The organism is Streptomyces sp. CNX435 (assembly GCF_059570575.1).
The window spans coordinates 31,971-58,111 of sequence record NZ_JCANTA010000004.1 but is presented as its reverse complement, the minus strand read 5'-3'; the positions used below and the strand labels follow the sequence as shown (position 1 = coordinate 58,111).

The following is a 26,141-nucleotide window of genomic DNA, read 5'->3' as shown; positions in this document are numbered from 1 at the left end:
GCGGCCGGGACACGTCCTGGCCGCCGCCCCGATCTCCGGCCCGCTGCCGCCGCAGGCAGCCTGCGGGTGCCGCCCGGTCCCGCCGGTAGGCTCCAAGGTGTGCCGTCCATGAACGAACTCGTCCGCCGGCACACGGCGCTGAGCGAGACCGACCTGGAGTGGCTGCACCTCCTCGTCTCGGAGTGGCAGCTGCTCGCCGACCTGTCCTTCGCCGACCTCGTGCTCTGGGTCCCGACCGTCGACGGCGCCCGCTACGTCTCCGTCGCGCAGATGCGCCCGAACACCGGCCCCACCTCGTACCAGGACGACATGGTCGGCCACACCGTCCCGCGCGGCCGGCGCCCCATGCTCGACGTGGCCCTCGACGAGGGCCGGATCGTGCGCGAGGGGGACCCGGAGTGGCGCGAAGAGGTGCCCGTACGGATCGAATCCATCCCCGTGCGCCGGGAGAGCCGCGTCCTCGGCGTCATCGCCCGCAACACCAACCTGCTGACCGTGCGCACTCCCAGCCGGCTGGAGCTGACGTACCTGCAGAGCGCCTCCGACCTGGCGCAGATGATCGCCGCCGGCGCGTTCCCCTACCCCGGGCAGCAGGGCGACACGGAGACCTCGCCGCGCGTCGGCGACGGGCTCATCCGGCTCGACGTGGACGGCATCGTGCAGTACGCCTCACCCAACGCGCTCTCCGCCTACCACCGGCTCGGCCAGGCCGCCGACCTCGTCGGCCGTCACCTCGGCCAGGCCACCTCCGAGCTGGCCGCCAGCAAGGAGCCGGTGGACGAGGCGCTGGTCAAGCTTGCCAGCGGCTGGGCGCCGCGGGAGGCGGAGGTGGAAGGCATCGGCGGCGTCATCCAGCTGCGCGCGATCCCGCTGAAGCCGCGCGGGGCGCGCATCGGGTCGCTGGTGCTGCTGCGCGACGTCACCGAGATCCGGCGGCGCGAGCGTGAGTTGATGACCAAGGACGCCACCATCCGGGAGATCCACCACCGGGTGAAGAACAACCTGCAGACCGTCGCCGCGCTGCTGCGGCTGCAGTCGCGCCGGCTGGCCGCCGAAGACCCCGACGGGCGGGCGCGGGCGGCGCTGGACGAGGCGGTGCGGCGGGTCGGCTCGATCGCCATCGTGCACGAGACGCTGTCGCAGAACCTGGACGAGACGGTGGAGTTCGACGAGATCGCCGACCGGGTGGTGACGATGGTCGCGGAGATCAACCCCGGCCGGGTGACGGGGCGCCGTACGGGCCGCTTCGGCGTGCTGCCGGCGGAGGTCGCCACGCCGCTGTCCATGGTGCTGACCGAGGTGCTGCAGAACGCCCTGGAACACGGCTTCGGGCCGGGGGAGTCGGGGCACGTGGAGGTGACCGCGCTGCGCTCCACCGGCCGGCAGGACAGCCGGCTGCTGGTCACCGTGCAGGACGACGGGCAGGGGCTGCCGGAGGGATTCGACCCGGCGACGTCCGGGAGCCTGGGGCTGCAGATCGTACGGACGCTGGTCGAGGGGGAGTTGGCGGGCACGTTTTCGATGGCGCGGGCGCCGGAGGGGGGCACGCGGGTGGTGTTCGACATTCCCGTGCAACCCGAAAAGCGCTGACGCGCGGGTGGTTGGGGTGTACGGCGGTTGACGGGCCCGTACGCGCGCGGGCCGCGGCCGGCGGGGCCGGCGCGGGGCCCGTACGCGCGCGGCCGGCGCGCCCCGGGGGCAGCAAGAAGCCCCGGGCCGTCGGCTCCGGGGCTCTGAGGTGCTCGGGGTGTGGCTTGTGGCTAGTGGCTGCTGCGCTGCGGCTCGGGGAGAGCGGCGCCGTGGGACCCACGGCGCCTTCGCGCATCCGGGGGGTGTCGGGTCAGGCGCTTGCCCTGCGCGCCCGGTTGCGGGCGGCGCGGCGCTTCATCGCGCGGCGCTCGTCCTCGCTGAGGCCACCCCAGACACCGGAGTCCTGGCCGGACTCCAGCGCCCACTGCAGGCACTGCTCCATCACGGGGCAGCGACGGCAGACGGCCTTGGCTTCCTCGATCTGCAGCAGCGCAGGACCGGTGTTGCCGATCGGGAAGAAGAGTTCGGGGTCTTCCTCGCGGCAAACGGCGCTGTGACGCCAGTCCATGACTGCTCCATCTCTTCGCGTTGCTGTAAGTTGCTTGTGAATGTGAACGCTTTCACGAATCCTCCGACAAGTGAAGGGGCCCGACCAGATTTCCGGTGTGACCTTCGGCATGTGGAGGGGGGCGAGTGCGCCGGAGGCAGGCCCCCGGGAGGGGCGCTCCAGCCGCCATGAAGAGGTTCGCAAACCTCAGCTTCGGATACAACCCCTTCAGAGAAGTTTCTTTGGATTCCTTGGTCTCAGTTGACTCAGGGCCCCACTTCCAGGGGGTGATGCGCAGCCTAAACGTTCGACTGGAAGGACTTTCCGCCCTTCCACTCACACAATCACACGCAGTGCGCGCCGTACGCCTGTGAAGGTCACGCTCGTACGCAGTCCGAGGTGGTCACCGTCCATCTGGAAGGGCAGTGGGGCCTGCGATTCCAAGGTGAAGTCGGTGAGGTCGTGCAGTGACACCGCGTGCTTGCCGTGCGGCCCGCGGTCGGGCGAGGAGGTCAGCAGCTGGGTGCCGTAGCGCAGCAGCGACGGGGTGGAGAGCCGGGCGAGTCCGAGCACGTCGAGGGCGGTGTCGAAGGACGCGCCGGGGGTCGCGTACAGGGGGCGGTTGCCCAGGTAGCTCCACGGCGAGGTGTTGCAGACGAGCGAGAGCACCAGGCCCTCGACGGGGTCCTCGGCCGGCCGCCGCAGGGTGATCGCGCCGTGCCGGCGGTCACCCTCGCCGAGCCACTGGCGCAGCAACTGCCGGACGTAGAGCGGGTGCGTGGACTTCTTGCCGCGCTCGCGCTTCTGCTCGACGCGGCCGACGACGCCCGCGTCGAAACCCATGCCCGCGCAGAACGTGAACCAGCGCGCCGGCGCGCCCTCATCGTCGGTGTCCGGGGTGCCGGAGGCGAGCCCGAGGCCGACGGTGCGCTCGCCGCCGGAGTGCAGGGCGTCCAGCAGCGCGCCGGTGGCCTCGACCGCGTCGTTGGGCAGGCCGAGGGCGCGGGCGAAGACGTTCGTGGAGCCTCCGGGCACGACGGCGAGGCGGGGCAGCTCCTCGGGCGCGGGGCCGTGGTGCAGAAGGCCGTTGACGACCTCGTTGACGGTGCCGTCGCCGCCGAGGGCGACGACGATGTCGGTCTCGCCGCTGTCCGCCGCGTGCCGCGCGACGTCGCGGGCGTGGCCCCGGTACTCGGTGGTGACCGTCTCCAGCTTCAGATCGCTGGCGAGTGCGTGGATCAGCACGTCGCGGGTCCGGGCACTGGTGTCGGTGGCGGCGGGATTGACCACGAGGAGCGCACGCATGGCATGCAGGTTACCTACCGCGAACGAGACGGGCCCAGCCCTGACGTGGGGGCCCGGAGCCTCTCGGTAGGCTGGAGGGCATGAGCGGAACGCAGGGCCGGGGCGGGCGGAAGCGGGCGCCCGCTCGGTCCGGGCAGGAGAAGGCGACCGGGGCTTCGGCGGGTACGCCGGCCAAGCGCGGCGCCGCCGGTGGCGGCGCGTCCGCGACGGGGAAGAGGAAGCCGGGCAAGGAGACGACGGCCGAGGAGAAGCGGCCGGAGACGGCGAAGGACACCGCGTCTGGCGCGGGCGGCGAGCCCGGCGTGGCTTCTGCAGGCACGCCGGCCAAGCGCAAGGCCGCCGGCGCCAGGTCCGTGAAGCGTGAGCCGGTTGGGCGTGCGCCGGACAAGCAGGGACCAGGCCAGTCGGAGACGGCGGAGGACGGCGGGTCCGGTGAGGCCGCGGAGAGCGGCACGCGCGGGCCGCGCCCGCCGCGGGTGACCGTCGCCGCCGTGCTGAGTGGGGTCGAGGGGCTCGTGATCGCCGCCTTCGGGTGCTACGAGCTGGTGCTCGGGATCTTCGGCGAACCGGACAGCACCCGCCAGGCCGTCTTCGGCGGGCTCACCGTGCTGGCGCTCGCCGCGCTGCCGCTGGCCGCCGCGCTCGGGCTGTGGCGGCAGCGCCGCTGGAGCCGGGGACCCTCGATGATCACTCAGATCCTGGCGCTGCCGGTGGCCTGGGCGATGTCGTCCGCGGGCGGCGTGATGCTGCCGCTGGGGCTCACGCTGGGCGCGGTCGCGCTGGTGGCGCTCGTGTGCGTGCTCAGCCCGAGCACGGCGGAGGCGCTGGGCGTGGGGCCGAGCCGGACGGCGTGACGGCAGAGGAGACCGCCGGGCGGGCCGGGGGAGCGGGCGCACGACCGCGTACGGCCGCCACACGGCCCGTACGGCACGGGACTGAGCCCGGCGCCCGCTTGCCGCCGTGGACGCACTGGGCGCCGTAGAACGGCGCACGGCGCCTCGGGGGTCACGGCGGCGCGCACGCGCCCCACGGCTCACTCCTCGGCTCACTCCTCGACGAGCAGCCGCTCGCGCAGCTGCGCCAGCGTGCGCGCCAGCAGCCGGGAGACGTGCATCTGCGAGATGCCGACCTCCTGGGCGATCTGGGACTGGGTCATGTTCCCGAAGAAGCGGAGCAGCAGGATCTTCTTCTCCCGCGGCGGCAGCTCCTCCAGCAGCGGCTTGAGCGACTCGCGGTACTCGACGCCCTCCAGCGCGTCGTCCTCCGCGCCGAGGGTGTCGGCGACGGCCGGCGACTCGTCGTCGGTGTCGGGGACGTCCAGGGAGAGCGTGGAGTACGCGTTCGCCGACTCCAGGCCCTCCAGGACCTCTTCCTCGGAGATGTTCAGCTTCTGGGCCAGCTCGTGCACCGTCGGGGCCCGGCCGTGCAGCTGGGACAGCTCGGCGGTGGCGGAGGTCAGCGACAGCCGCAGCTCCTGCAGCCGGCGCGGGACCCGCACGGCCCAGCCCTTGTCGCGGAAGTGCCGCTTGATCTCGCCGACGACCGTGGGCGTCGCGTACGTCGAGAACTCGACGCCGCGGTCGGGGTCGAAGCGGTCCACGGACTTGATCAGGCCGATGGTGGCGACCTGGGTGAGGTCGTCCAGCGGCTCGCCGCGGTTGCGGAAGCGCCGGGCCAGGTGCTCCACCAGCGGCAGGTGCATCTGCACGAGGGCGTTCCGCAGCTCGGCGTGCTCGGCGGACTCCGCGGGCAGCTTGCGCAGCTCGTGGAACATCGCCCGCGCGCCGCTGCGGTCCTGCGGTTCACGCCTGTCGTGCTGCTGCAGTCCGTCCATGTGGTCCGCCCGCTCTCGCTCCGCCGCGGCCAGCCGGCCCTCGTCTCGCATCGGAACGCCCCTGACGTACGTCACGTCAGCCCCGGCGCCGCGCCGCGCTCCTTGAGCAGGCTGATCGTGACCGTGCGGTCGTCCCCCACGGTCGCGTCCACCCTGCCCGCCAGCGCGGACAGCACGGTCCACGCGAAGGTGTCGCGCTCGGGCGCCCGGCCGTCGGTGGTCGGCGCCGAGACGGTGACCAGCAGCGCGTCGTCCCCGAGCTGGAAGACGCAGGTGAGGATGGAGCCGGGGACGGCCTGCTGGAGAAGGATCGCGCAGGCTTCGTCGACCGCGATGCGCAGATCCTCGATCTCGTCGAGCGTGAAGTCCAGGCGGGCAGCGAGCCCTGCCGTGGCGGTGCGGAGCACCGACAGGTACGCCCCGGCAGCCGGCAGCCGGACTTCGACGAAGTCCTTCGGACTGGGCTCACCTTCGAACTGGGACACCCTCACCTCCATGGTGCGTGGCGACTCTCTGCCATGGGAACGCCGGCCTGTCCCCCGTCACTAGGAGTAACGGACCGGCGCGGCAAATCGTTCGCCTGCGACGCTACCGCGTGCGATGAGGAGATGTCTCCTGGTCGGGAGAAGGCCACCCCATCCCGCGGCTGTCACTAATAGTAAACCCTAGTTACGCTCCGTGGCTAGGGCTTTGCTCGTCCCAATTCCCGTGCGGTCACTCCGGGTTGCCATTATGACAGGGCCGGCCGCCGACCGCCGACCGACACCCCTCGTCCGGGCGACACCGGGTCAGCCGGTGACGACCGCCGCGACGGTGGAGCCGCGCGGAAACGCGCCCTCGGCGGCGAGGGTGACGACGGCGTAGAGCATCTTCGCGACGTACACGGGTTCGGGGGTGAGGCCGTGACGGGCGGCGAAGTCGGCGGCGAAGGCGTCGAGTTCCGGGGTGCGGCGGGCGAAGCCGCCGAAGTGGAAGCCGTCCGCGAGGCGCCAGTCGCCGCGCCGGCCGCCGAACGCGGCGGTCTGCAGCCGCTCGACCTCGGCGCCGAGGAACCCGCCCTTGAGCACCGGTATGCCGATCGCCCGTCCGCCGGCCGGCAGCCCCGCGGCCAGGCCGGCGAGCGTGCCGCCGGTACCGCAGGCGATCACCGCCGTCTGGGCCGCGCCGGCGAGTTCGCGGCCGAGGCCGGCGCAGCCGCGTACCGCCGCGGCGTTGCTGCCGCCCTCCGGGATGAGCTGGAAGTCGCCGAAGCGCGCGTGCAGTTCGGCGTGGTAGGCGGGGTCGGCGCGCCGCCGGTACGTCGCGCGCGGTACGAAGTGCAGCCGCATGCCGTCCGCCGCCGCCTGCGTGAGGGAGCCGTTGAGCGGGCGGTCGGCCAGCTCGGCGCCGCGGACCACGCCGATCGTCGGGATGCCGAGCAGCCGGCCCGCGGCGGCGGTGGCCCGCAGGTGGTTGGAGTACGCGCCGCCGAACGTCAGCAGCGGGCGGTCGTCCCCGGCGGGGGAGCAGGCCGCCCGCCGCGCCAGGTTCGGCATGAGCTTGCGCCACTTGTTGCCCGGCAGCGCCGGGTGGATCAGGTCGTCCCGCTTGAGCAGCAGCCGTATGCCGCGGGTGGCGAGGCGGTCGTCCGCGACCTCCTCCAGGGGCGAGGGCAACCGGGGGCGGAGCGCGGCGAGCCGCCCCGTCAGCCCATCCGCGAGCGGCCGGCCGTCGGGGCGCCGGTCTTCGGGCGGCGGGCTGGCGGGCGGCGGGGCTACGGGCGCGGGGCCGGCGGGCTCGGGCGGGTGCACGGGACGCTGACGGGTGGCCGGTCGGGACCGTGCCGGGCCCCCGGGCCGTACCGCAGAGGCTCGGCTGCGGAGGGCTCGGCCGCGGGCTCGGCGTGGGCTCGGCGTCGGCTCAGCCGCGGGTGAGGAATCCGTCGCCGTGCTCGGCGATGTGTGCGTGGACGGCCTGCAGGGCGTCCTGCACCTCCTGCGACGAGCCGGCGCCGCGCTGCTCGTTGAAGTAGGCCGTGCCCAGCCGGCGCAGAAGGGCCTGGCCCTCGCGCTGCGCCTGCACCTCTCCGACCTTCTCCTTGCCCTGGTGCAGAGCGGTCTCCGCCTTCTCCTTCGCGCGGTCGAGGAAGCCTGCCATGAGTCTCTCCTGACGTATTGCCTGACGTGTGGGGTGGATATCTACCGCTGGTACTGCTTTCGATCCAAGTATCCCGCGCGTCACTTAATGGATCAACGGTTGCCGGGGCCCGTCGGTTCCTGGTCGGCTTCCCCGACGACCTGGTGCGCAAGCCTCAGCAGGGCGGGAACCGCGGGGTGGCCTGGCGGGTCCCGCCACGCCAGCACCAGGGGCACCGCGGGCGCGCCGGTCAGCGGGACGTAGGCAACCGAGTGATGGCGGAGCGCCTGGGCGGCGGCCGCGGTGGTGACACCGACGGCGCGGCCGGCGGCGATGGCGGCCAGCCAGTCGTCCGCGTTGGCGACCTCGACGGTGCGGCGCGGGCGGTGCGCTTCCGGCCACAGGGCCGGGGTGGTGGTCCCGGAGACGGTGTTGACCGCCAGCGGCAGGTGCGCCAGGTCGGAGAGGGTGAGCGGGCCGCGGCCGGGGGCGGCGAGCGGGCTGTCCGCCGGGACCGCGGCGACGCGGGGCTCGGTGCGCAGCAGTTCGGTGCGCGCCGCGCAGTCGGCGGCGGGGGCGCGCAGCACGGCGACGTCGACGCGGCCACGGGTGAGGCCGGCGCAGCGGTCGTCGATGCGCAGCAGCGCCAGCGGGACGTCGGGGTGCTCCTCGTCCCAGCGGCGCAGCAGGGCCGTGGTCCCGTCGCCGAGGGCGGCCCAGGAGTGGCCGAGCCGCAGCGGGCGTACGACGAGGCCCGCGGGGTCCAGGGCGGCGTCGGCCGCGGCGACGGCGGCGCGGGCCCGGTCGAGGAAGGCGTGCCCCGCGCGGGTCAGCTCCAGGTGGTGGGTGGAGCGGTCGACCAGGAGGACGCCCATGTGGTCCTCCAGGCGGCGCAGGGTACGGGAGACGCCCGGCTGGCCGGTGCCCAGCCGGGCGGCGGCGCGGGTGATGCTGCCCTCCTCGGCGATGGCGAGGAAGGCGCGCAGATGCCGCAGCTCCACCGTCATGCTGCGAAAGCATAACCGCAAGCCGGTTACGCATTTCACACCGCGCGCGGGCGCTCGTAGCGTGGGGGCGTGACGTGCCAGAGCCCCGGTCCCGCCGCCTCCGCCGCCGCCCCGGACCCCGCCGCTGCCCCGGACCCCGGCCCCGCGGGGGTACGCGCCGGGCCACCTGGTCGCGTGGGCGGTCGGGGTGGCGGGCGCGGGTGGGGCGCCGGGCGGCTCGGCGGGGTCGCGCTCGTGGTGAGCGGGGCGCTGTCCACGCAGTTCGGTGCCGCGGTCGCCGCGCTGTTGTTCCCGCGGGCGGGCGCGCTGGGCGTGGTGACGCTGCGGCTGGCGCTTTCCGCGGTCGTGTTGATGCTCGTCTTCCGGCCGCGGCTGCGCGGTCACTCGCGGGGCGACTGGGCGGTGCTGTGCGGCTTCGGCGTGGTGCTGGGCGCCATGAACACCGTCTTCTACCAGGCCATCGAGCGGATCCCGCTGGGGCCGGCGGTGACGTTGGAGGTGCTCGGGCCGCTGGCGCTTTCCGTGCTCACCAACCGGCGGCCGGCGAGCCTCGCGTGGGCGGCGCTGGCGCTGGGCGGGGTGGCGCTGCTGAGCGGCGGCGGGTTCGGCGGCCTCGACCCGGTGGGCGTCGCGTGCGCGCTCGGCGCGGGCGGCCTGTGGGCCACGTACATCCTGATGAGCGCGCGGGCCGGTGCGCGCTTCCCGCGGGCGGACGGGCTGGCGGTCGCGTTGACGGTGGCGGCGGTGATCAGCGTGCCGGTCGGGGTGGTGAGCGCGGGGAGCCGCCTGGTGGACCCGGTGACGCTGGGGCTGGGCCTGGCGGTGGCGGTGATGTCCTCGGGGCTGCCGTACGCGCTGGACCAGTTCGCCCTGCGCCGGCTGCCGGCGGCGACGTTCGCCGTGATGATGAGCCTGGCGCCGGCGGTCGCGGCGCTGGCCGGGTTCCTGGTGCTGGACCAGGGGCTCACGGCGGCGCAGTGTGTGGCGATCGCCATGGTGATCGCGGCGAGCATCGGCGCGGTACGGACCCCGCCGCGATCCGCGGTGCGGGGTGGCGGATAGCCGGGGCGGTACGGCGGGCGGGCAGCCGGGGCGGCCGGGCCGGCGGCGGTCGCGGCTGGCATGCTCGTACACCTGCACGACGAAGGGAACCCGCATGACCTCGCCCGGCACCGTCCTCGACGCCCGCGCGCTGGGCCGCGCCCTGCTGCACCGGCAGTTGCTCGTCGAGCGGCGTGAGGCGGCGCCGCTCGACGCCGTCGAGCACCTCGTCGCGCTGCAGGCGCAGTCCGGCGACGCCCCGTACTACCAGCTGTGGAGCCGGCTCGCCGGCTTCACCACCGGCGACCTGTCGGCGCTGCTGACCGACCGGCGGGCGGTGCGGGTGGTGCTGATGCGCGGCACGATCCACCTCGTCGTCGCCCGCGACGCGCTGCGGCTGCGCGCGGTGGTGCAGCCGTACCTCGACAAGACGCTGTACAGCGTCGCCGCCGGCCGCAGGCTCACCGGCGTCGACCCGGCCGAGCTGGCGGACGCCGCCCGCACGGCGCTGGCCGCCGGGCCGCTGCACAACGACGACCTGGGCGCCCGGCTCGCCGCCCGCTGGCCGGACGGCGAGCCGAACGACCTGGCGTACCTGGCCCGTTCGCTGCTGCCGCTGGTGCAGGTGCCGCCGCGCGGGGTCTGGGGCGCGGGCGGCGGACTCGTCTACGCGCACGCCGACCAGTACCTCGGGGCCCCCTCCGCGACGGACCCCGCCCCGGACGAGACGGTGCTGCGCTACCTCGCCGCGTACGGCCCGGCGTCGGTCGCGGACGCGCAGAAGTGGCTGTCGCTGACCGGCCTCAAGGCGGTCTTCGACCGGCTGCGCCCGCGGCTGGTGACGTACCGGGACGAGACCGGGCGGGAGCTGTTCGACCTCGCCGGCACCGAGCTGCCCGACCCCGGCGCCCCGGTGCCGCCGCTGCTCCTCGGCCCCTTCGACAACGTGCTCCTCGCGCACGCGGACCGCACGCGGATCATCGACAAGGCCGACGAGCGGCGGGTGTTCACGGCGAACGGCATCGTCCGCGGCACCCTGCTGCTCGACGGTCGCGTCGCGGGTGTGTGGCGGCCGGAGCTGAAGCGGACGTCCGCCGCGGTCGACCTGCGGCCCTTCGCGCCGCTGTCCGGACGGGACAGGGACCGGCTGGCCGCGGCGGCCGAGGACCTGCTGGCGTTCGCGGCCCCGGGGGCGGAGAAGACGGAGGTCAGGTTCGCCGCGCCCGGGTAGCCCGTACGCCCCCGGCGCGCGGGCGTCGCGGGCGTCTCAGCGGGCTCCGGGCCCTGGCCTGCCAGACCCACCCGGCGGTGCTCGCCCCGGGGGGGCGTTCCTGCGGCGTGTGCGCCGCCGGGCGCCGGCTCACGCGGTGGTGAACTCCTCGCGGACGACCCCGCCCGCCGTCGCGCACCACGTCGCCACGTCCATCGCGCCCGTCGCCTGCAGCCCGTGCAGCTCCTGCATCTCGGCCACCGCCACCGCCGTCGCCCTGTCGTACCTGCCCGTGGCCTTCTTCAGGTGCAGCTTGCGGACCAGCATCTGCTGCACCGCCAGCACCGCTTCCCCGCTGTGCCCCGTGCCCACCGGCACGGTCATGGCCTCCCACGTGGCGTTGTCGAGGATGCCGTCGGCGGCGACCGGCAGCCCCATCGTGCGCTGGAAGGTGTGCACCGCCTCCAGCGTTTCCGGCCCGTACACGGCGTCCGCCGCCAGGTCGTAGCCGTACGCGCGCAGCAGGCGCTGCACCATCTCGACCGTGCCGCCCTTGCTGGACGTGTACGTGTCGGGCCAGGTGCGCTCCGGGATCTCGTCCGGGCTCTGGCCGAGCACGTGGGCCACCTGCCGGCGCAGCGCCGGGAACTCGCGGTAGAACAGCGCGCCCGGGCACTGCGTGTCGTTGAAGTCCCAGTGGCCGAAGATGCGGTCCGCCCCGAAGCCGTACTGCGTGCCGATCGTCACGCACAGCCGCCGCAGCGAGAACAGCAGCGCCGCCGGCGGGGTGTCGTTGACGTAGTGGCCGTCGTTCTCGATGCCTATGCCGCGCGTGTTCTCGCCGACCGCGTGCGCGCTGACGACCTGGAAGCCGCCGTCGGCCAGCGCCTCCAGGCTGCGGTGGCGGCCCTCCAGCACGTGCCCGCCGCGGCTGATCGTGAAGTGCTGGCCGCTGTCGATCCAGCCGTTGTCGTCCATGTGCAGGTCCTGGATCTCGCGGGCCATGAAGACGGCGGCCTCGTACGAGTAGTCCGTGGTGTTCGGGAACGCGGTGTGGTGGACGACGATCTTCGTGGTCGTGCCGGACGAGACGGAGACGTCCTCGGCGGGCGGCCGGGCGCCCCAGTCCGCGGTGCCGACGACGTACGACGGGTCGTCGGCCGTGCTGCGTATGGAGTCGCCGCCCTCGGCGGCGGCGATGCCGTTGCCGAGGAGCAGCGCGCCGCCCCCGCCAGCGGCGAGCGCGGCGCCCGCGCCGGCCTTGAGCGCGGTTCGCCGGGAGACATTCACACGGTGCTCAGGTCGCATGGCGGTCCTCTCACGGTACGGGTTGTGGGGGGTCGTCACGCTGCTCCGTGTACGAATGTGCAACGGATACTCTGTTTATCCGACCGCGTGTGCCAATGTCCAGACCACCCTGGTCAGTCGGCCGGTCAGCCGCCCGGCTGCCACGGTGGCGTCTGCCCCCAGTCCCACTTCGGCATCGGGCCCGCCGTGGGCGGCGGGTCGTCGGCGGAGTAGACGAGCGCCATCCGCGTCCCCCACTCGATGTAGTAAGAGAACACCGCCCGGAACTCCGGGTCGGCGGGCAGCCCCACCTCGTCCGCGCTGTCCATCAGCAGCGACACCCAACGCCTGCGCTGCTCCTCGGTGATGTGCCGGCCGAGGTGCATGCGCGCCATGTGGTCGTGGCCGCCGCGCTCCGTGCTGTAGCGCTCGGGGCCGCCGAAGACCTCGGCGAGGAACATCGCCACGTGCCGCGGGTGTTCGTCGTCCATGTGCGCGAACACCGGTGCCAGGACGGGGTCCTTGCGCACGTGTCCGTAGAAGACCGCGGTCAGCCGCTGGAACGCCTCGTCCCCGCCGGCCCACTCGTACAGGCTCGGAGTGCCCTCGCTCACGCCCCGCCCTCCCCGTCCTTCACGCCCTGCGCGCCCCGCCCAGTCGTGTCCGGCGCCGCGTCCGCCGGCTCCCCGTCCCGGTCCGGGCCCTGTTCCCGTACGTGCCGTACGTGCTCCAGCGAGTCCCGCAGCTCCCGCAGCCAGTCGTCCGCGTGTGCCTCCACCAGCCGTACGCACCACCCCAGCGCCTCGCTGCGGCTGCGGGCCACGCCCGCCTCGATGAGGGTGTCGAGCACCTGACGCTGCGGCTGCCGCAGCCGGGTCATCACCGGCGCGGAGACGTTCGTGAAGATTTCCCGCCGGCCGCCGCACTCGGCGCCCCACGAGACCTTCTTGCGGTAGCGCCGCTCCGCCGCCCGCGCCACCGCCATGCGCTCCTTGCGGGTGCGCTCGCGGAACTCGGCGATGCGGCCGTCCAGCGCCGCGTCGCGCTCGGCGCCGGTCACGTCCTTCCCGAGCCCCGCGGGCTCGGGGACCGTGCCGACGACGCGGATCTCCTCCCGGTCGACGGTGACCTCGACCGGTGCGTCGTAGAGGCCGTCGGGCAAACGCCCGGTGATCCATCCTCGTAGTTCGTCCGTGTCCTGCGATGTAATCATGTAATCGAGATTACGCCACGCTCCTCCTATGGAGAACGGGCAGATGCGGAAAATTCCCGTAAGAATCTTTGGCGGAGCATGTCGAGAAGCGCCGGCCGGCCCCGACGTCTCCTGTGAGAGGCGCCCGCACCGGGTGCCGGGAACACGGGAAGTGAGAACCATGAAGTACCTGGTGATGATCTACGGCTCGCAGGCCGACTACGACGCCATGAACGGCGCGGGCTCCGCGGGCCACCCCGCCTGGACCGAGAAGGACCTGCAGGCGATGTTCCAGCACATGGAGTCGATCAACAACGACCTGGCCGAGACCGGGGAGGTCGTCGACGGCAACGGGCTGGCGGCGCCCAAGCAGGCCATCGTCGTCACCGGCGGCGCCGACGGCGCGCCCGTGGTCTCCGACGGCCCGTTCGGCGAGACCAAGGAGGTCCTCGCGGGCTACTGGGTGCTGGACTGCGCCAGCGACGAGCGCGTCACCGAGATCGCCAAGCGCGTCCACCAGTGCCCCGTCCCCGAAGGCTCCCCGCCCTCCGACGTGGTGATCCGCCCCATCCTGGAAGCGCCCCCGGGCAAGTGAGCGCCCCTGTCGAGGACCTGCTGCGCCGCTACGCGCCGCAGGTCCTCGGCGCCCTCGTACGCCGCTACGGCCACTTCGACGCCGCCGAGGACGCCGTGCAGGAGGCGCTGCTGGCCGCCTCCGGCCAGTGGCCGGCGCAAGGGGTGCCGGACAACCCGCGCGGCTGGCTGATACGCGTCGCCTCCCGCCGGCTGACGGACGAGCTGCGCAGCGAGGAGGCCCGGCGCCGCCGCGAGGAGACCGCCGCCGCGCTGACGCCCCGCGACGACTTCCGCACACCGCCGCCGGGGGAGGCGCGCCACCCCTCCGAGGACGACACCCTCACCCTCCTGCTCCTCTGCTGCCACCCCGCGCTCACCCAGCCGTCCCGCATCGCGCTGACCCTGCGCGCGGTCGGCGGTCTGACCACCGCGGAGATCGCCCGCGCCTTTCTGGTGCCGGAGGCGACGATGGCGCAGCGGATCAGCCGGGCGAAGAAGACGCTGAAGGACGCGGGCGCCCGCTTCCAGCGGCCGGAGCCCGCGGAGCTGCCGGGGCGTTTCACCGCCGCGCTGCACGTTCTGTACTTGATATTCAACGAGGGCTACACCGCCACCTCCGGCGCAGCCCTCCGCCGCGCCGACCTGGCCGCCGAGGCGATCCGCCTCGCCCGCGCCGTCCACACCCTGGCGCCGGACAGCGGCGAGGCGGCCGGCCTGCTGGCGCTGATGCTGCTCACCGACGCCCGCCGGGACGCCCGCAGCGGGCCGGGCGGCGCACTGGTGCCGCTCGACGAGCAGGACCGCGGGCGCTGGGACCGCGCGCAGATCGAGGAGGGTGTCGCGCTGGTCAGCCGCGCACTGACGACCACCGCCCTCGGCCCGTACCAGGTGCAGGCCGCCATCGCCGCCGTGCACGACGAGGCGGAGCGCGCCGAGGACACCGACTGGCGGCAGATCCTCGGGCTGTACGACCTGCTGGAGCGGCTGGCGCCGAGCCCTGTCGTCAGCCTCAACCGGGCGGTGGCCGTGGCGATGACCGACGGCCCGCGGGCCGGGCTCGACCTGCTGGTCAAGCTCGCGGACGACCCGCGGCTCGCGGAGCACCACCGCCTCGCCGCCGTACGGGCCCACCTGCTGGAGCTGGCGGGGGAGCAGGCGGCGGCGCGGGAGGCGTACGGGCGTGCGGCGGAGCGCACCCTGAGCGTGCCCGAGCAGCGCTACCTGCAGCTGCGCGCCGCCCGGTTGCGCTGACGCGCCCGGTCGGCGGGCCGGCCCGCCCGGGCCGCACCGACGGGCACCCCTGTCCGCCGACCGGCCGCGACTCGGCCCGCGACCCGCCTGGCGGTACATTGCGCACATGTCGATACCGCCGGGCCCGCCGCCGAATCCGTACCAGCAGAACAACCCCAACCCGTACGCTCAGCAGCAGCCCCAGGGCTCGGTGCCGCAGCAGTACCCGTACGCCCAGCCGACGATGCCCGCCGGCATTCCGCTCGCGAGCCAGCCCGCCGGCGGTGCCCCGCCCGGCGGCCAGCCGCCCGGCCAGCCCCCGGGCGCACCGCCCTTCGGCGCCGCGGAGAAGAAGTCCGTGCCGGGCTGGCTGTGGGGTCTGGGCGGCGTGGTCGTCGCCTCCGCGGTGTGGGTGGGTGCGCTCTTCGCCACCGGCGGCTTCGACTCCGCCGAGGAGCCCGAGGCGGTCCTGGGCTACGGCTTCGAGAAGGACCTCTGCGAGACCACGGAGCTGAAGGCGTTCGACGAGCGCTACAACGTCGCCGAGAGCACCGAGGGCGCCACCGGCTGGGGCTCACAGCAGGAGGGGCTGGACCAGAGCTTCTGCAGCTGGAACCTGAGGGACCGCGGGGGCGACTCGTCCGACTACTCCAGCACGTACGTCTCCAGCAGCGCCATATGGCACGAGGCGTCCGACCCCACCGGCGAGTTCGCCGCGACGTACAAGGGCTTCGAGGACCGCTCGAACGAGGACTACGAGTACAAGACCGAGCCCGTCAGCGGACTGGGCGAGGAGGCGTTCCTCGTCCGGGAGGACAGCGGCGACGACGCCAGCAGCCGCTCGATGACCCTCGCCGTACGCGACGGCTGGTTCACCTACGAGATGGACTGGAGCTACTACGGCGGAGGCACCGACGCCGCCGACCCGCCGTCGTACGACGAGGTGGAGCAGATGCTGAAGGAAGAGACCGAGGCGGCGCTCGCCGATCTCGGGAAGAAGTAATGACGACGCGCGCGGTAGCAAGAAGTTTTCGGCGAGCGCGGACGTAGCAGGGAACTGCCAGACAGCCGGGGGGAATCCGCGAATCCGCCCGACACGGGCCGGACGACAGCGCGCCCGCACCGATTGTGACGGTGCGGGCGCGCGGGTGTCCGCGGTCTGTCCGCGGTCTGTCCGGGTCTGTTCCCGCGGGCATGGTTCCGGGGCTCAGCCCTGCTTGGTCTCCCAGAAGATCTTGTCGACCTGGGCGATGTAGTCCAGCGCCTTCTGGCCCGTGGCCGGGTCGGTGGAGCCCTTGGCGGTGCTCAGGGCCTTGAGGGTCTCGTTGACGAGTTGGTGCAGCTCAGGGTACTTCTCGAAGTGCGGAGGCTTGAAGTAGTCGCTCCACAGCACCGAAACGTGGTGCTTGGCAAGCTCCGCGCGCTGCTCCTTGATGGTGGTGGCCCGCGCCTGGAAGTGCGGGTCGTCGTTGCCCTGCATCTTCTCCTGGATGGCCTTGACCGATTCGGCCTCGATGCGAGCCTGGGCCGGGTCGTAGACGCCGCAGGGGAGGTCGCAGTGTGCACTGACCGTCACCTTGGGGGCGAACAGGCGAGAAAACATGGAAAGCAGCCGTCCTTCCTCGTGATCGTCTTCCAGGTGGGACATTACTCCGTGGGGAACGAAAATTCGCGAGTGCCCCGGAGGGCTTAGGTCAAAAGTCCAGTGGAAGGCTGGGCCTTGTGGACGACAGGCCGGAGGTGCATGCCCGATGCAGGGCCAGGTGAACGAGCGCAGGCACGACGCCGAGCGCCGAGGACTGCAGCGCCTCGGCCTCGCGGCGGTCGACGGTCCGTCGATGGTGCCCACGCTGCGTCCGGGGGACCAGCTGCTCGTGCAGTACGGGGCGGCGGTGCGGCCCGGTGACGTGGCGGTGGTGTGCCATCCGTTCCAGCAGGATCTGCTGATCGTGAAACGGGTGGTGGGGCGCCGCGACGGCGGCTGGTGGGTGCTCGGCGACAACAGGTTCGTCGAGAACGACAGCCGGGAGTTCGGCGCCGTGCCCGACGAACTGGTCGTCGCCCGGGCGCTGCTGCGGCTGCGGCCCCCGCGGGGGCTTCAGCGGTCGGTGCGGTCGGTGCCGGCGGTGGTGTCGTGGGCGGTGTCGGCGGTGCGTCCGCTGGCCTGGCGCCTTCGGGCCCGGTAGGCCGCGGCGTTGGCGCGGGGTCCGCTGCCGCGGTGGTGGCGGGTGGGGCGGGGTGGTATACGTCGCCCTCTCCTGTTTTCTCCCGCCTCCTCGGCGGAGCCGACCTCGCGGGGGCTTCAGCGGTCGGTGCGGTCGGTGCCGGCGGTGGTGTCGTGGGCGGTGTCGGCGGTGCGTCCGCTGGCCTGGCGCTTCCGGGCCCGGTAAGCCGCGACGTTGGCGCGGGTTGCGCAGCGGTCGGAGCAGTAGCGGCGGGAGCGGTTCGTCGAGGTGTCGAGGAACACGTTGCGGCACGGTGGCGCGGTGCACAGGCCCAGGCGGTCGACGCCGTAGTCGGTGAGGTGTACGGCCAGGCCCATGCACGCCGCGGCGGCGAAGCCCGCGCCGGCGTTTGCCGACTGTTCGGCGATGTGCAGGTGCCACTTGGGGCGCCCGTCCTCGTCGCGGAAGTCGTGGCCGCTGATCTGCGGGCTGACCGGGAAGTCGATGAGCAGCGCGTTCAGCATGTCCACCGCGCGTACCTCGTCGCCCTCGTCGGCCGCCTCGAAGATCGCCCGCAGCCGCCCGCGCACCTGGCGCAGCCGGCTGACGTCGGCGTCGGTGGCCCGCCGGATGAAGTTCTCGCTGTCCCGGAAGAGTTCCTTGGCCGCGTCCAGCGAGGTCAGCGAGTCCGTGCCACGCTCCGGCTCCTCGGTGTTGACGAGGCGCACGGCCAGATCTGAGTAATAGGCCAGTTCCACTTGCAGTCCTTACGGGCTCGACTTATGCTGACGCCGCGGGGTCGTAATGGACGACCCTGCCTAGAGGGTATTACGCAGCTGACACAGGGGAGGCAGTATGGCCGGAACAACGGCCGGAACAACGGCCGGAACGACCGAGGCCGCGACGCCCGTGGGTGCCGACTGGCAGGGCTGGCAGGCGAGCTGGGACCGTCAGCAGGAGTGGTACATGCCGGACCGGGAGGAGCGCTTCACGGTCATGCTCGACGCGGTCGAGGCCCTCGTCGGGCCGGAGCCCCGGGTGCTCGACCTGGCCTGCGGTACGGGCAGCATCAGCGCCCGGCTGCTGCGCCGGCTGCCCGGCGCCCGTACCACCGGCGTCGATCTCGACCCCGCGCTGCTCACCATCGCGCGCGGCACCTTCGCGGACGACCCGCGCGCGGAGTTCGTCACCGCCGACCTGGCCAAGCCCGACTGGACGGCGCGGCTGCCGCACGCCTCGTACGACGCGGTGCTCACCTCCACCGCCCTGCACTGGCTCTTCTCCGACCAGCTCGCCACGCTGTACGGGCAGTTGGCCGGCGTGGTCCGCAAGGGCGGCATCTTCGTCAATGCCGACCACATGCCCGACCCCGCCACCCCCGGCATCAACGAGGCGGTGCGCAACTGGAGCAAGGTGCGCCAGGACCGCGAGCGGGCGGAAGGGGTGCTGGACTGGGCGGACTGGTGGCGCCTGGTCGCCGCGGACCCGGTGCTCGGCGGCCCCGCGGCGGAGCGCTTCGCGATCTTCGGCGACCCGAACGACCCGAACGAGGGCCACGCCGACGGCGACGTCCAGGCGCCCGCCTGGCACGCGGAGACGCTGCGCGCCGCGGGCTTCGCCGAGGCGCGTACGGTCTGGGCCTCGGCGCGCGACGCGGCGGTGCTGGCGCTGCGCTGAGCCTGGTGCTGAGCCCGGCGCCGCGCTGCGCTGCGGATGGTGTCGGCGGTCTCCCTCAGGCGCGGTAGCGGAGGCCGTCGACGAGCAGGTCGATCATGCGCTGCGTGTACGCCGGGTCGTCGGGTTCGATGATGCTGCTGAGCGCCCGCAGCAGGTCGTACGGGGCCACGTCGGAGCGGACGTCGCCGACCGCCGCGGCGGCGTCCAGCAGCTGCGTCAGGGCGGGGACGAAGCGGCCCCGGAAGTACCCCGGCAGGCTCTCGTACGCGCAGTCGCCGGAGTGCAGCGCGGCCTTCAATCCCTGCTTCGCGGCGAAGAACCGCGTGTAGCGGTGCAGCCAGTGCCGCAGCGCCTCCAGCGGCTCGTACTGCGCGGCCAGGGCGGGGGCGGCCGCGGCGCAGGCATCGACCTCTTTACGGAAGACGGCCGTGATGAGGTCCGAGCGCTGCGGGAAGTGCCGGTAGAGCGTGCCCGCTCCCACCCCGGCCTTCGCCGTGATGCGGCGTACGGGCGCGTCCACGCCGTCCGTCTCGAAGACCTCGGCCGCCGCGGTCAGCAGCGCGTCGAGGCTGCGCCGGACGTCCGGCCGCATGCGGCGGCCGGCGGCCGGCTCCTCCGTGGTGCGGTCAGGCATGCGCGTGGACCCCTTGCAAAAGCGGAACAGTGTTCCGTATTGTTGGGAACTGAACGGCGTTCCGCATTTCACTCTACCGGGGCGTACGACCCGCAGTCCACGCAGGAGGAGAGCCATGCAGTACCGCACGCTGGGCCGGACGGGGATCAAGGTCAGCCCCTACTGCCTGGGCGCGATGATGTTCGGCGCCCACGGGAACCCCGACCACGACGACTCCGTCCGCATCATCCACAAGGCGCTGGACGCGGGTGTCAACTTCGTCGACACAGCCGACTTCTACAGCCACGGCGAGTCCGAGGAGATCGTCGCGAAGGCGCTCAGGGGCGGCCGGCGCGACGACGTCGTGCTCGCCACCAAGGCGCACCTGCCCATGGGCGACGACCCCAACCGGCGGGGCAGCTCCCGCCGCTGGTTGGTCCGCGCGCTGGAGGACTCGCTGCGCCGGCTCGGGACCGACCACGTCGACCTGTTCCAGGTCCACCGGCCGGCGCCGGACACCGACGTCGAGGAGACCCTCTCCGCCCTCACCGACCTGGTGCGCGCGGGCAAGGTGCGGGCCATTGGCACCTCCGCCTTCCCCGCCTCCGACCTGGTAGAGGCGCAGTGGGTCGCCGAGCGGCGCGGCCTGCAGCGGTTCCGTACCGAGCAGCCGCAGTACTCGCTGCTCGACCGCGGCATCGAGCGCGAGGTGCTGCCCGTCTGCGAGCGCTACGGGATCGGCACGCTGGTGTGGAGCCCGCTGGCCGGCGGCATGCTCACCGGCCGCTACCGCAAGGGCCAGGAGCCCGCCACCCACCGCGGCGGCTTCGGCTTCAGGTACCTCGGCGACGAGCGCCGGCTCGACGTCGTGGAGCAGCTGATCCCGCTCGCGGAGAAGGCGGGCATGTCGCTGACGCACATGGCGCTGGCCTTCGTGATCTCCCACCCCGGCGTCACGTCCGCGATCATCGGGCCGCGCACCATGGAGCAGCTCGACGACCTGCTCGCCGGCGCCGGGACGACGCTCGGGGACGACGTGCTCGACGAGATCGACGCCCTCGTGCCGCCGGGCACGGAGGTCGGCCGGCTGGACATGGCGTACGACCCGCCGGCGATCCTGCACGCCGGGCTGCGGCGCAGGGCGCCGGAGGAGCGCGTGGCGGCCTGAGGGGTGACCTAAGGGGCGCGGGACGTATGGGCCGGGCCGTCCGGGGCCGTACGCGCCCTTCGTACGCCCCGTCCGTACGACGCGAAGCGGGGCCGCCCGGCACACTGCCGGACGGCCCCGCCCGGGGCTCTGCGCGTTCCGTACGGCGCCGCCCGCGGGGCGCACGCCGTACGGCGCGCTCAGCCGCCTACCGCCGCGCCACGCCCTCCGCACGCGCCGCCGCCGCGACCGCGCGCGTGATGGCCGGGGCCACCCGCTCGTCGAACGGCGACGGAACGACGCAGTCCGGGCTCAGCTCGCCGGCGACCACGTCCGCCAGCGCCTCCGCCGCCGCCAGCTTCATGCCCTCGGTGATCCGCGAGGCGCGCACCTGCAGCGCCCCGGCGAAGATGCCGGGGAACGCGAGCACGTTGTTGATCTGGTTCGGGTAGTCGCTGCGGCCCGTGGCCACGACCGCCGCGTACTTGTGTGCCACGTCCGGGTGGATCTCCGGGTTCGGGTTGGCCATGGCGAAGATGAAGGCGCCCTCCGCCATCGTCGCCACCGCCCGCTCCGGCACCGTGCCGCCGGAGACGCCGATGAACACGTCGGCGCCCGCGAGCGCCGACTCCAGCGAGCCCGTGCGCCCCTCGCGGTTCGTCAGCTCGGCCAGCTCCCGCTTGGCGTCGGTCAGGTCCTCGCGGTCCGCGGAGACGATGCCCTTGCGGTCGGCGACCACCACGTCGCCGATGCCCGCCTCCACCAGGATCTTCGCGATCGCCGCGCCGGCCGCGCCGGCCCCGGAGATCACCGCGCGCAGTGCGCCGAGCGCCCGGCCGCTGAGCTTCGTGGCGTTGCGCAGCGCGGCGAGCGTGACGACGGCGGTGCCGTGCTGGTCGTCGTGGAAGATCGGGATGTCGAGACGCTCCTGCAGCCTGCGCTCGATCTCGAAGCAGCGGGGGGCGGAGATGTCCTCCAGGTTCACCCCACCGAAGGAGGGCGCCAGCCGCACCACGGTCTCGACGATCTCGTCGACCTCGCGGCAGTCCAGCGCGACGGGGACCGCGTCCACGCCGCCGAACTGCTTGAACAGGATGGCCTTGCCCTCCATCACCGGAAGGGACGCCTCGGGCCCGATGTCGCCGAGGCCGAGGACCGCGCTGCCGTCCGTGACGACGGCGACGACCTGGGACTTCCAGGTGTAGTCGTGCACCAGCTCGGGCTGCTCGGCGATGGCGGTGCACACCTTGGCGACGCCCGGTGTGTAGGCGAGTGACAGGTCGTCCCTGTCGTCTACCGGCACGGTCGCCTGGACGGCCATCTTCCCGCCCCGGTGCAGGGCGAAGGCCGGATCGAAGTAATCATCGTCCGGGCTGTCGGACGTATCCGTCCCGCTCGGAGGGTTGACGATCTCCGCTGCCACGTTGTTGACCCCTTAGTCGCAGTCATAAAGAGAGGAACCGCCCCTCTCGGTCGAGGGGCGGGCGGGCACGTGTCCGGCCGCCTGGCCGCGGAGTGAGCGCCATGGCCACGGTGAGGCCCGGACACCGGGCGCGCCGCACTCGCGCCCTGAGCCCCGGATCTGGGGTGTAAGTGTCCGTTGTACAGGACGCCGAGCGCCCCGTGCGAGCCACTTCGCGAGAGTGAGGGGGCCCGAATCGCATGGCCATGTGGAGATTCGTATGCTGCGATAAGTCGCGTATGGCAGATTATTGTCGTTATGTATCAGCGTGAGCTACGTCTCATTACCGCACCTGTTATCGGATTTTGACCCGGCAGCATTCCTGAGGCATGACTTCCGGATGCAAAGATGCCGTCGTCGGCAGCCGTCGACATCTGCCCCAGGCGCACCAACTGCCGCGTCCGGGGCCGTGAACTTCTGACCCCGCGTTCACCCCCGCAGGAGGACCCCGCAATGACCCCTCGCACCACCCGGCGCACCGGAGCAGCCAAGTCACGACTGGTGGCCGTCGGGGCACTCGCCGCCGCGGGGGCACTCGTGCTCTCGTCCTGCGGCGACCAGACGGACGACGGGGGCGACGGCGGCGACGGCGGTGAGACCAAGGGCTCCGCGAACGCGGCGCCCGGCGCGCTGCCGAAGGACATCGCGGACGCCGGCGTGATCAAGGTCGGCTCGGACATCGCGTACGCCCCGATGGAGTTCGACCAGGGCGGCGAGCCCGCCGGCGTCGACATCGACATCGCCAACGCGCTCGGCGAGGAGCTGGGCGTCGAGTTCCAGTTCCAGAACAACGTCTTCGACAACCTGATCCCCTCGCTGGACTCCGGCCGCTTCGACATCATCATGTCGTCGATGACCGACAACAAGGAGCGCCAGGCCGAGGTCGACTTCGTCGACTACTTCTCCGCCGGCGTCTCCATCCTGGTTCAGAAGGGCAACCCCGAGGGCGTCAAGTCGCTCGACGACCTGTGCGGCCAGACGGTCGCCTTCCAGCGGGGCACCGTCAGCGCGGACATCGCCAAGGCGCAGAACGAGAAGTGCGACAAGCCGATCGAGACGCTGCCCTTCACCAAGGACACCGAGGCGCTGCAGCAGGTCAAGCAGGGCCGGGCGGTCGCGGACCTGAACGACTTCCCGGTCGCCGCGTACAACGCCCGGGAGTCGGGCGGCGGCGAGGACTTCGAGGTCGTCGGCGAGCAGATCGACGCGGCTCCGTACGGCATCGCGGTCGCCAAGGACAACCCGGAGCTGCGGGACGCGCTCGCGAAGGCGCTGGACACGATCATCGAGAACGGCGAGTACCAGAAGGTGCTGGAGAAGTGGAACGTCCAGAAGGGCGGCGTCGACAAGGCCACCGTCAACGGAGGCAGCTGACCACCGCCCGTAAGACGTTCCAGAGAGAAGTCCTCCCGTGACCGACCCGACCTCACCGGGCCCGGCCGACAAGCAACCGGCCGGGCCCGGGCCCTCGAAGTCCGGCGCCGCCACCGCGGTACCGCCCGAGGCGATCAAGGCGATCCCCGTGCGCCACCCGCTGCGCTGGGTGAGCGCCGCGGTCGTCCTCGCGCTCCTCGGGCTGCTCGTCTACGCCTTCGCCAACGCCAAGATCGAGTGGGGCGACGTCCCCGACTACCTGTTCGCCGACCGCGTCGTCGAAGCCGCCGGGAACACGCTGCTGATCACCGTGCTCGCCATGCTGCTCGGCGTGGTCCTCGGCATCGTGATCGCCATCATGCGGCTGTCGGACAACCCGGTGACCTCGGCGTTCGCCAACCTCTACATCTGGTTCTTCCGCGGCACCCCGGTATTGCTGCAGCTGCTGCTCTGGTACAACCTCGGCCTCGTCTTCCAGACCCTCAACCTGGGTCCGCTCTACAAGAACGAGATGACCGACGTCATGACCCCGTTCGTGGCGGCGCTGCTCGGCCTCGGCCTCAACGAGGCCGCGTACATGGCCGAGATCGTCCGGGCCGGCATCCAGTCGGTCGACGAGGGCCAGACGGAGGCGTCGCACGCGCTCGGCATGAGCCGGGGCAAGACCACGCGGCGCATCGTGCTGCCCCAGGCGATGCGGGTGATCGTGCCGCCGACGGGGAACGAGTTCATCAACATGCTCAAGACCTCGTCGCTGGCGATGGTGATCCAATACACCGAGCTGACCTTCGTGGCGAACGAGATCTCCGCGACCAACCTGAACCCGATGGAGATGTACATCGTCGTCGCCATCTGGTATCTGGCGATGACCAGCGTGTTCAGCGTGATCCAGTACTACATCGAGCGGCACTACGCCAAGGGCTCCGTACGCCAGTTGCCGCTGACACCGATGCAGAAGCTCCGGCGGAACATCTTCTCCGGGCCGCGCATGACGGGAACGAGGTGAGCGGCGCCATGACGGCAATGGTCAGGGCCGAGGGCGTACACAAGTCCTTCGGGCTCACCCACGTGCTCAAGGGCATAGACCTGGAGGTCGCCCCGCGCGAGGTCTTCTGCATCGTCGGCCCCTCGGGCTCCGGCAAGTCCACCTTCCTGCGGTGCATCAACCACCTGGAGAAGATCAACGCCGGCCGGCTGTACGTCGACGGCAACCTCGTCGGCTACCGGCAGCACGGCAACAAGCTCTACGAGCTGAAGGACAAGGAGGTCGCCGCCCAGCGCAAGGACATCGGCATGGTGTTCCAGCGCTTCAACCTCTTCCCGCACATGACCGCGCTGGAGAACGTCATGGAGGCGCCGGTCCAGGTCAAGCGGGAGGCCAAGGCGACCGCCCGGGAGCGCGCGCTGCGGCTGCTGGACCGAGTGGGCCTGGCGGACAAGGCGGACGGCTACCCGACGCAGCTCTCCGGCGGCCAGCAGCAGCGCGTCGCCATCGCGCGGGCGCTGGCGATGGAGCCCAAGCTGATGCTCTTCGACGAGCCCACGTCGGCGCTCGACCCGGAGCTGGTCGGCGAGGTGCTGGACGTGATGCGCGACCTCGCGCAGTCGGGCATGACGATGATCGTCGTCACGCACGAGATGGGCTTCGCGCGGGAGGTCGGGGACGCGCTGGTGTTCATGGACGACGGTGTGGTGGTGGAGTCGGGGCACCCCAGGGAGGTGCTGACGAACCCGCAGCACCAGCGGACGAAGGCGTTCCTGTCGAAGGTGTTGTGAGGTTTTCGCCCGTCACCGGGTGACATAGCTCGCTTGGCGGGGCGGGGGCTGGTACGGCCCCCGCCCCGCGGCGTAACTTCATGGTCATGTACGCCGCCTACGCCGCCCGCATCGACCGCGACGAGCCGCTGAACGGCCTGGAGTTGGGGGAGCGGCCGGCGCCGCAGCCCCCGCCCGGATGGGCCGTCGTCGACGTCAGAGCCGCCTCCCTCAACCACCACGACCTGTGGTCGCTGCGCGGGGTCGGGCTCGGCGAGGACGCCCTGCCGATGATCCTCGGCTGCGACGCGGCCGGCGTCGACGCCGACGGCAACGAGGTCGTCCTCCACTCCGTCATCGGCCAGACCGGCCACGGGGTGGGCCCGGACGAGCCGCGGTCGCTGCTGACGGAGCGGTACCAGGGCACGTTCGCGGAGCAGGTCGCCGTCCCGGCGTGGAACGTCCTGCCCAAGCCCGCGGAGCTGTCCTTCGAGGAGGCCGCCTGCCTGCCGACGGCCTGGCTCACCGCCTACCGCATGCTCTTCACCCACGCGGGCGTCCGGCCGGGCGACTCCGTCCTGGTCCAGGGCGCGGGCGGCGGCGTCGCCACGGCCGCGATCGTCCTGGGCGCGGCGGCGGGCCTGCGGATGTACGCCACGAGCCGCGACGAGGCGAAGCGCAAGCGCGCCGAAGACCTCGGCGCCGAGGCCGCGGTGGCGCCGGGCACGCGCCTTCCGCGCCGGGTGGACGCGGTCCTGGAGACGGTGGGCGCGGCGACGTGGTCCCACTCCGTGAAGTCGCTGCGCCCCGGCGGCACGCTCGTCATCTCCGGCGCGACCAGCGGGCCGAACCCGCCGGCGGGGGAGCTGCAGCGGATCTTCTTCCTGGAGCTGAAGGTCGTCGGCTCGACGATGGGCAGCAAGGAGGAGCTGGCGGGCCTGCTGAACTTCTGCGCGGCGAAGGGCGTACGGCCGGTGATCGACACGGTGCTGCCGCTGGACCGGGCGCGGGAGGGCTTCGAGAAGATGGCCGGCGGCGAACTCTTCGGCAAGGTGGTCCTCACTCCCTGAGCCG

Annotated in this window: 28 protein-coding genes; 14 read left to right on the top strand and 14 right to left on the bottom strand. The window is 72.7% G+C overall.

Annotated elements, in window-relative coordinates; translation table 11 throughout:
- Window positions 1–108 precede the first annotated feature (108 nt).
- Window positions 109–1,590 (top strand): sensor histidine kinase, encoded by a 1,482-nt coding sequence (locus tag T328_RS09235; protein WP_496495446.1) that lies wholly within the window; start codon window positions 109–111, stop codon window positions 1,588–1,590.
- A gap of 250 nt (window positions 1,591–1,840) precedes the next feature.
- Here T328_RS09235 and T328_RS09230 read toward each other — a convergent pair whose 3' ends face one another.
- On the bottom strand, window positions 1,841–2,098 hold the full coding sequence (locus T328_RS09230; protein ID WP_018835069.1) for a WhiB family transcriptional regulator: 258 nt from the start codon (window positions 2,096–2,098) through the stop codon (window positions 1,841–1,843).
- A gap of 315 nt (window positions 2,099–2,413) precedes the next feature.
- Window positions 2,414–3,382, bottom strand: a complete 969-nt coding sequence (locus T328_RS09225; RefSeq protein WP_496495445.1) for a diacylglycerol/lipid kinase family protein — start codon at window positions 3,380–3,382, stop codon at window positions 2,414–2,416.
- Between the two features lie 80 nt (window positions 3,383–3,462).
- Between T328_RS09225 and T328_RS09220 the strand changes: the two genes are divergently transcribed.
- Window positions 3,463–4,236: a hypothetical protein gene (locus T328_RS09220; RefSeq protein WP_496495444.1), complete on the top strand. Its 774-nt coding sequence runs from the start codon at window positions 3,463–3,465 to the stop codon at window positions 4,234–4,236.
- Window positions 4,237–4,427: 191 nt separating this feature from the next.
- Here T328_RS09220 and T328_RS09215 read toward each other — a convergent pair whose 3' ends face one another.
- The 5 genes from T328_RS09215 to T328_RS09195 form a co-directional block, all read right to left on the bottom strand.
- Window positions 4,428–5,399: an RNA polymerase sigma factor SigF gene (locus tag T328_RS09215; RefSeq protein WP_496495443.1), complete on the bottom strand. Its 972-nt coding sequence runs from the start codon at window positions 5,397–5,399 to the stop codon at window positions 4,428–4,430.
- Window positions 5,288–5,701, bottom strand: coding sequence for an ATP-binding protein (locus T328_RS09210; RefSeq protein WP_496495442.1), 414 nt, complete (start codon window positions 5,699–5,701; stop codon window positions 5,288–5,290). Before T328_RS09210 ends, T328_RS09215 begins: the two co-directional genes overlap by 112 nt.
- Before the next feature lie 303 nt (window positions 5,702–6,004).
- Window positions 6,005–6,904, bottom strand: a complete 900-nt coding sequence (locus tag T328_RS09205; protein WP_496495742.1) for a 1-aminocyclopropane-1-carboxylate deaminase/D-cysteine desulfhydrase — start codon at window positions 6,902–6,904, stop codon at window positions 6,005–6,007.
- A 211-nt stretch (window positions 6,905–7,115) separates the two neighbouring features.
- Window positions 7,116–7,352, bottom strand: coding sequence for a hypothetical protein (locus tag T328_RS09200; RefSeq protein ID WP_496495441.1), 237 nt, complete (start codon window positions 7,350–7,352; stop codon window positions 7,116–7,118).
- Between the two features lie 92 nt (window positions 7,353–7,444).
- Window positions 7,445–8,338 (bottom strand): LysR family transcriptional regulator, encoded by an 894-nt coding sequence (locus T328_RS09195; protein WP_496495440.1) that lies wholly within the window; start codon window positions 8,336–8,338, stop codon window positions 7,445–7,447.
- A gap of 69 nt (window positions 8,339–8,407) precedes the next feature.
- Here T328_RS09195 and T328_RS09190 point away from each other — a divergent pair, with 69 nt between their 5' ends.
- Window positions 8,408–9,400 (top strand): EamA family transporter, encoded by a 993-nt coding sequence (locus T328_RS09190; RefSeq protein ID WP_496495439.1) that lies wholly within the window; start codon window positions 8,408–8,410, stop codon window positions 9,398–9,400.
- A gap of 94 nt (window positions 9,401–9,494) precedes the next feature.
- On the top strand, window positions 9,495–10,610 hold the full coding sequence (locus T328_RS09185; protein WP_496495438.1) for a winged helix DNA-binding domain-containing protein: 1,116 nt from the start codon (window positions 9,495–9,497) through the stop codon (window positions 10,608–10,610).
- Between the two features lie 129 nt (window positions 10,611–10,739).
- On the opposite strand, the gene T328_RS09180 is transcribed toward T328_RS09185, so the two are convergent.
- The 3 genes from T328_RS09180 to abmR all read right to left on the bottom strand — a co-directional run bounded on the left by T328_RS09180 (window position 10,740) and on the right by abmR (window position 13,089).
- Window positions 10,740–11,897, bottom strand: a complete 1,158-nt coding sequence (locus T328_RS09180) for a peptidoglycan recognition protein family protein (RefSeq protein WP_496495437.1) — start codon at window positions 11,895–11,897, stop codon at window positions 10,740–10,742.
- A gap of 125 nt (window positions 11,898–12,022) precedes the next feature.
- Entirely contained in the window at window positions 12,023–12,490 is a 468-nt protein-coding gene (locus T328_RS09175; protein ID WP_496495436.1) for a group II truncated hemoglobin, read from the bottom strand.
- Complete coding sequence (abmR, locus tag T328_RS09170) at window positions 12,487–13,089, bottom strand: ATP-binding transcription factor AbmR (protein WP_496495435.1); 603 nt, start codon at window positions 13,087–13,089, stop codon at window positions 12,487–12,489. The genes T328_RS09175 and abmR overlap by 4 nt, the downstream gene beginning before the upstream one ends.
- A gap of 160 nt (window positions 13,090–13,249) precedes the next feature.
- Between abmR and T328_RS09165 the strand changes: the two genes are divergently transcribed.
- The 3 genes from T328_RS09165 (at window position 13,250) to T328_RS09155 (ending at window position 15,877) form a co-directional block, all read left to right on the top strand.
- Complete coding sequence (locus T328_RS09165) at window positions 13,250–13,663, top strand: YciI family protein (protein WP_496495434.1); 414 nt, start codon at window positions 13,250–13,252, stop codon at window positions 13,661–13,663.
- Window positions 13,660–14,895 carry an RNA polymerase sigma factor gene (locus T328_RS09160; RefSeq protein WP_496495433.1) on the top strand — a complete coding sequence of 412 codons (1,236 nt, stop codon included), beginning with the start codon at window positions 13,660–13,662 and terminating at the stop codon, window positions 14,893–14,895. The genes T328_RS09165 and T328_RS09160 overlap by 4 nt, the downstream gene beginning before the upstream one ends.
- A gap of 106 nt (window positions 14,896–15,001) precedes the next feature.
- On the top strand, window positions 15,002–15,877 hold the full coding sequence (locus T328_RS09155) for a hypothetical protein (protein ID WP_496495432.1): 876 nt from the start codon (window positions 15,002–15,004) through the stop codon (window positions 15,875–15,877).
- A 204-nt stretch (window positions 15,878–16,081) separates the two neighbouring features.
- On the opposite strand, the gene sodN is transcribed toward T328_RS09155, so the two are convergent.
- The gene (gene sodN / locus T328_RS09150; RefSeq protein ID WP_496495431.1) at window positions 16,082–16,477 is read right to left on the bottom strand and encodes a superoxide dismutase, Ni; all 396 of its coding nucleotides are present in this window, start codon (window positions 16,475–16,477) and stop codon (window positions 16,082–16,084) included.
- A gap of 148 nt (window positions 16,478–16,625) precedes the next feature.
- Here sodN and sodX point away from each other — a divergent pair, with 148 nt between their 5' ends.
- Window positions 16,626–17,060, top strand: coding sequence for a nickel-type superoxide dismutase maturation protease (gene sodX, locus T328_RS09145; protein WP_496495430.1), 435 nt, complete (start codon window positions 16,626–16,628; stop codon window positions 17,058–17,060).
- Between the two features lie 116 nt (window positions 17,061–17,176).
- Here the strand turns inward: sodX and T328_RS09140 are convergent, their stop codons facing one another.
- Window positions 17,177–17,797 (bottom strand): CGNR zinc finger domain-containing protein, encoded by a 621-nt coding sequence (locus T328_RS09140; RefSeq protein ID WP_496495429.1) that lies wholly within the window; start codon window positions 17,795–17,797, stop codon window positions 17,177–17,179.
- A 97-nt stretch (window positions 17,798–17,894) separates the two neighbouring features.
- On the opposite strand from T328_RS09140, the gene T328_RS09135 reads away from it, so the two are divergent.
- A complete protein-coding gene (locus tag T328_RS09135) occupies window positions 17,895–18,716 on the top strand; it encodes a class I SAM-dependent methyltransferase (protein WP_496495428.1) in 822 nt (273 codons plus the stop codon).
- Window positions 18,717–18,771: 55 nt separating this feature from the next.
- Here T328_RS09135 and T328_RS09130 read toward each other — a convergent pair whose 3' ends face one another.
- Complete coding sequence (locus T328_RS09130; protein WP_496495427.1) at window positions 18,772–19,350, bottom strand: TetR/AcrR family transcriptional regulator; 579 nt, start codon at window positions 19,348–19,350, stop codon at window positions 18,772–18,774.
- A gap of 115 nt (window positions 19,351–19,465) precedes the next feature.
- Here T328_RS09130 and T328_RS09125 point away from each other — a divergent pair, with 115 nt between their 5' ends.
- Window positions 19,466–20,497, top strand: a complete 1,032-nt coding sequence (locus T328_RS09125; RefSeq protein ID WP_496495426.1) for an aldo/keto reductase — start codon at window positions 19,466–19,468, stop codon at window positions 20,495–20,497.
- 187 nt (window positions 20,498–20,684) lie between these two features.
- On the opposite strand, the gene T328_RS09120 is transcribed toward T328_RS09125, so the two are convergent.
- The gene (locus T328_RS09120) at window positions 20,685–21,899 is read right to left on the bottom strand and encodes an NAD(P)-dependent malic enzyme (RefSeq protein ID WP_496495425.1); all 1,215 of its coding nucleotides are present in this window, start codon (window positions 21,897–21,899) and stop codon (window positions 20,685–20,687) included.
- Window positions 21,900–22,391: 492 nt separating this feature from the next.
- Here T328_RS09120 and T328_RS09115 point away from each other — a divergent pair, with 492 nt between their 5' ends.
- The 4 genes from T328_RS09115 (at window position 22,392) to T328_RS09100 (ending at window position 26,137) form a co-directional block, all read left to right on the top strand.
- Window positions 22,392–23,312 carry an ABC transporter substrate-binding protein gene (locus T328_RS09115; protein WP_496495424.1) on the top strand — a complete coding sequence of 307 codons (921 nt, stop codon included), beginning with the start codon at window positions 22,392–22,394 and terminating at the stop codon, window positions 23,310–23,312.
- A gap of 37 nt (window positions 23,313–23,349) precedes the next feature.
- Window positions 23,350–24,318, top strand: coding sequence for an amino acid ABC transporter permease (locus T328_RS09110; RefSeq protein ID WP_496495423.1), 969 nt, complete (start codon window positions 23,350–23,352; stop codon window positions 24,316–24,318).
- 17 nt (window positions 24,319–24,335) lie between these two features.
- Window positions 24,336–25,088: an amino acid ABC transporter ATP-binding protein gene (locus T328_RS09105; RefSeq protein ID WP_496495741.1), complete on the top strand. Its 753-nt coding sequence runs from the start codon at window positions 24,336–24,338 to the stop codon at window positions 25,086–25,088.
- An 86-nt stretch (window positions 25,089–25,174) separates the two neighbouring features.
- On the top strand, window positions 25,175–26,137 hold the full coding sequence (locus tag T328_RS09100; RefSeq protein ID WP_496495422.1) for a zinc-binding dehydrogenase: 963 nt from the start codon (window positions 25,175–25,177) through the stop codon (window positions 26,135–26,137).
- Window positions 26,138–26,141: the final 4 nt, after the last annotated feature.

Excerpts from the sequence above, each read along its gene's own strand:
- T328_RS09235 (WP_496495446.1), top strand. The coding sequence starts at position 109 with ATGAACGAACTCGTCCGCCGGCACACGGCGCTGAGCGAGACCGACCTG.
- T328_RS09230 (WP_018835069.1), bottom strand. The coding sequence starts at position 2,098 with ATGGACTGGCGTCACAGCGCCGTTTGCCGCGAGGAAGACCCCGAACTC.
- T328_RS09225 (WP_496495445.1), bottom strand. The coding sequence starts at position 3,382 with ATGCGTGCGCTCCTCGTGGTCAATCCCGCCGCCACCGACACCAGTGCC.
- T328_RS09220 (WP_496495444.1), top strand. The coding sequence starts at position 3,463 with ATGAGCGGAACGCAGGGCCGGGGCGGGCGGAAGCGGGCGCCCGCTCGG.
- T328_RS09200 (WP_496495441.1), bottom strand. The coding sequence starts at position 7,352 with ATGGCAGGCTTCCTCGACCGCGCGAAGGAGAAGGCGGAGACCGCTCTG.
- T328_RS09195 (WP_496495440.1), bottom strand. The coding sequence starts at position 8,338 with ATGACGGTGGAGCTGCGGCATCTGCGCGCCTTCCTCGCCATCGCCGAG.
- T328_RS09185 (WP_496495438.1), top strand. The coding sequence starts at position 9,495 with ATGACCTCGCCCGGCACCGTCCTCGACGCCCGCGCGCTGGGCCGCGCC.
- T328_RS09180 (WP_496495437.1), bottom strand. The coding sequence starts at position 11,897 with ATGCGACCTGAGCACCGTGTGAATGTCTCCCGGCGAACCGCGCTCAAG.
- abmR (WP_496495435.1), bottom strand. The coding sequence starts at position 13,089 with ATGATTACATCGCAGGACACGGACGAACTACGAGGATGGATCACCGGG.
- T328_RS09165 (WP_496495434.1), top strand. The coding sequence starts at position 13,250 with ATGAAGTACCTGGTGATGATCTACGGCTCGCAGGCCGACTACGACGCC.
- T328_RS09155 (WP_496495432.1), top strand. The coding sequence starts at position 15,002 with ATGTCGATACCGCCGGGCCCGCCGCCGAATCCGTACCAGCAGAACAAC.
- sodN (WP_496495431.1), bottom strand. The coding sequence starts at position 16,477 with ATGTTTTCTCGCCTGTTCGCCCCCAAGGTGACGGTCAGTGCACACTGC.
- sodX (WP_496495430.1), top strand. The coding sequence starts at position 16,626 with ATGCAGGGCCAGGTGAACGAGCGCAGGCACGACGCCGAGCGCCGAGGA.
- T328_RS09135 (WP_496495428.1), top strand. The coding sequence starts at position 17,895 with ATGGCCGGAACAACGGCCGGAACAACGGCCGGAACGACCGAGGCCGCG.
- T328_RS09130 (WP_496495427.1), bottom strand. The coding sequence starts at position 19,350 with ATGCCTGACCGCACCACGGAGGAGCCGGCCGCCGGCCGCCGCATGCGG.
- T328_RS09125 (WP_496495426.1), top strand. The coding sequence starts at position 19,466 with ATGCAGTACCGCACGCTGGGCCGGACGGGGATCAAGGTCAGCCCCTAC.
- T328_RS09115 (WP_496495424.1), top strand. The coding sequence starts at position 22,392 with ATGACCCCTCGCACCACCCGGCGCACCGGAGCAGCCAAGTCACGACTG.
- T328_RS09105 (WP_496495741.1), top strand. The coding sequence starts at position 24,336 with ATGGTCAGGGCCGAGGGCGTACACAAGTCCTTCGGGCTCACCCACGTG.
- T328_RS09100 (WP_496495422.1), top strand. The coding sequence starts at position 25,175 with ATGTACGCCGCCTACGCCGCCCGCATCGACCGCGACGAGCCGCTGAAC.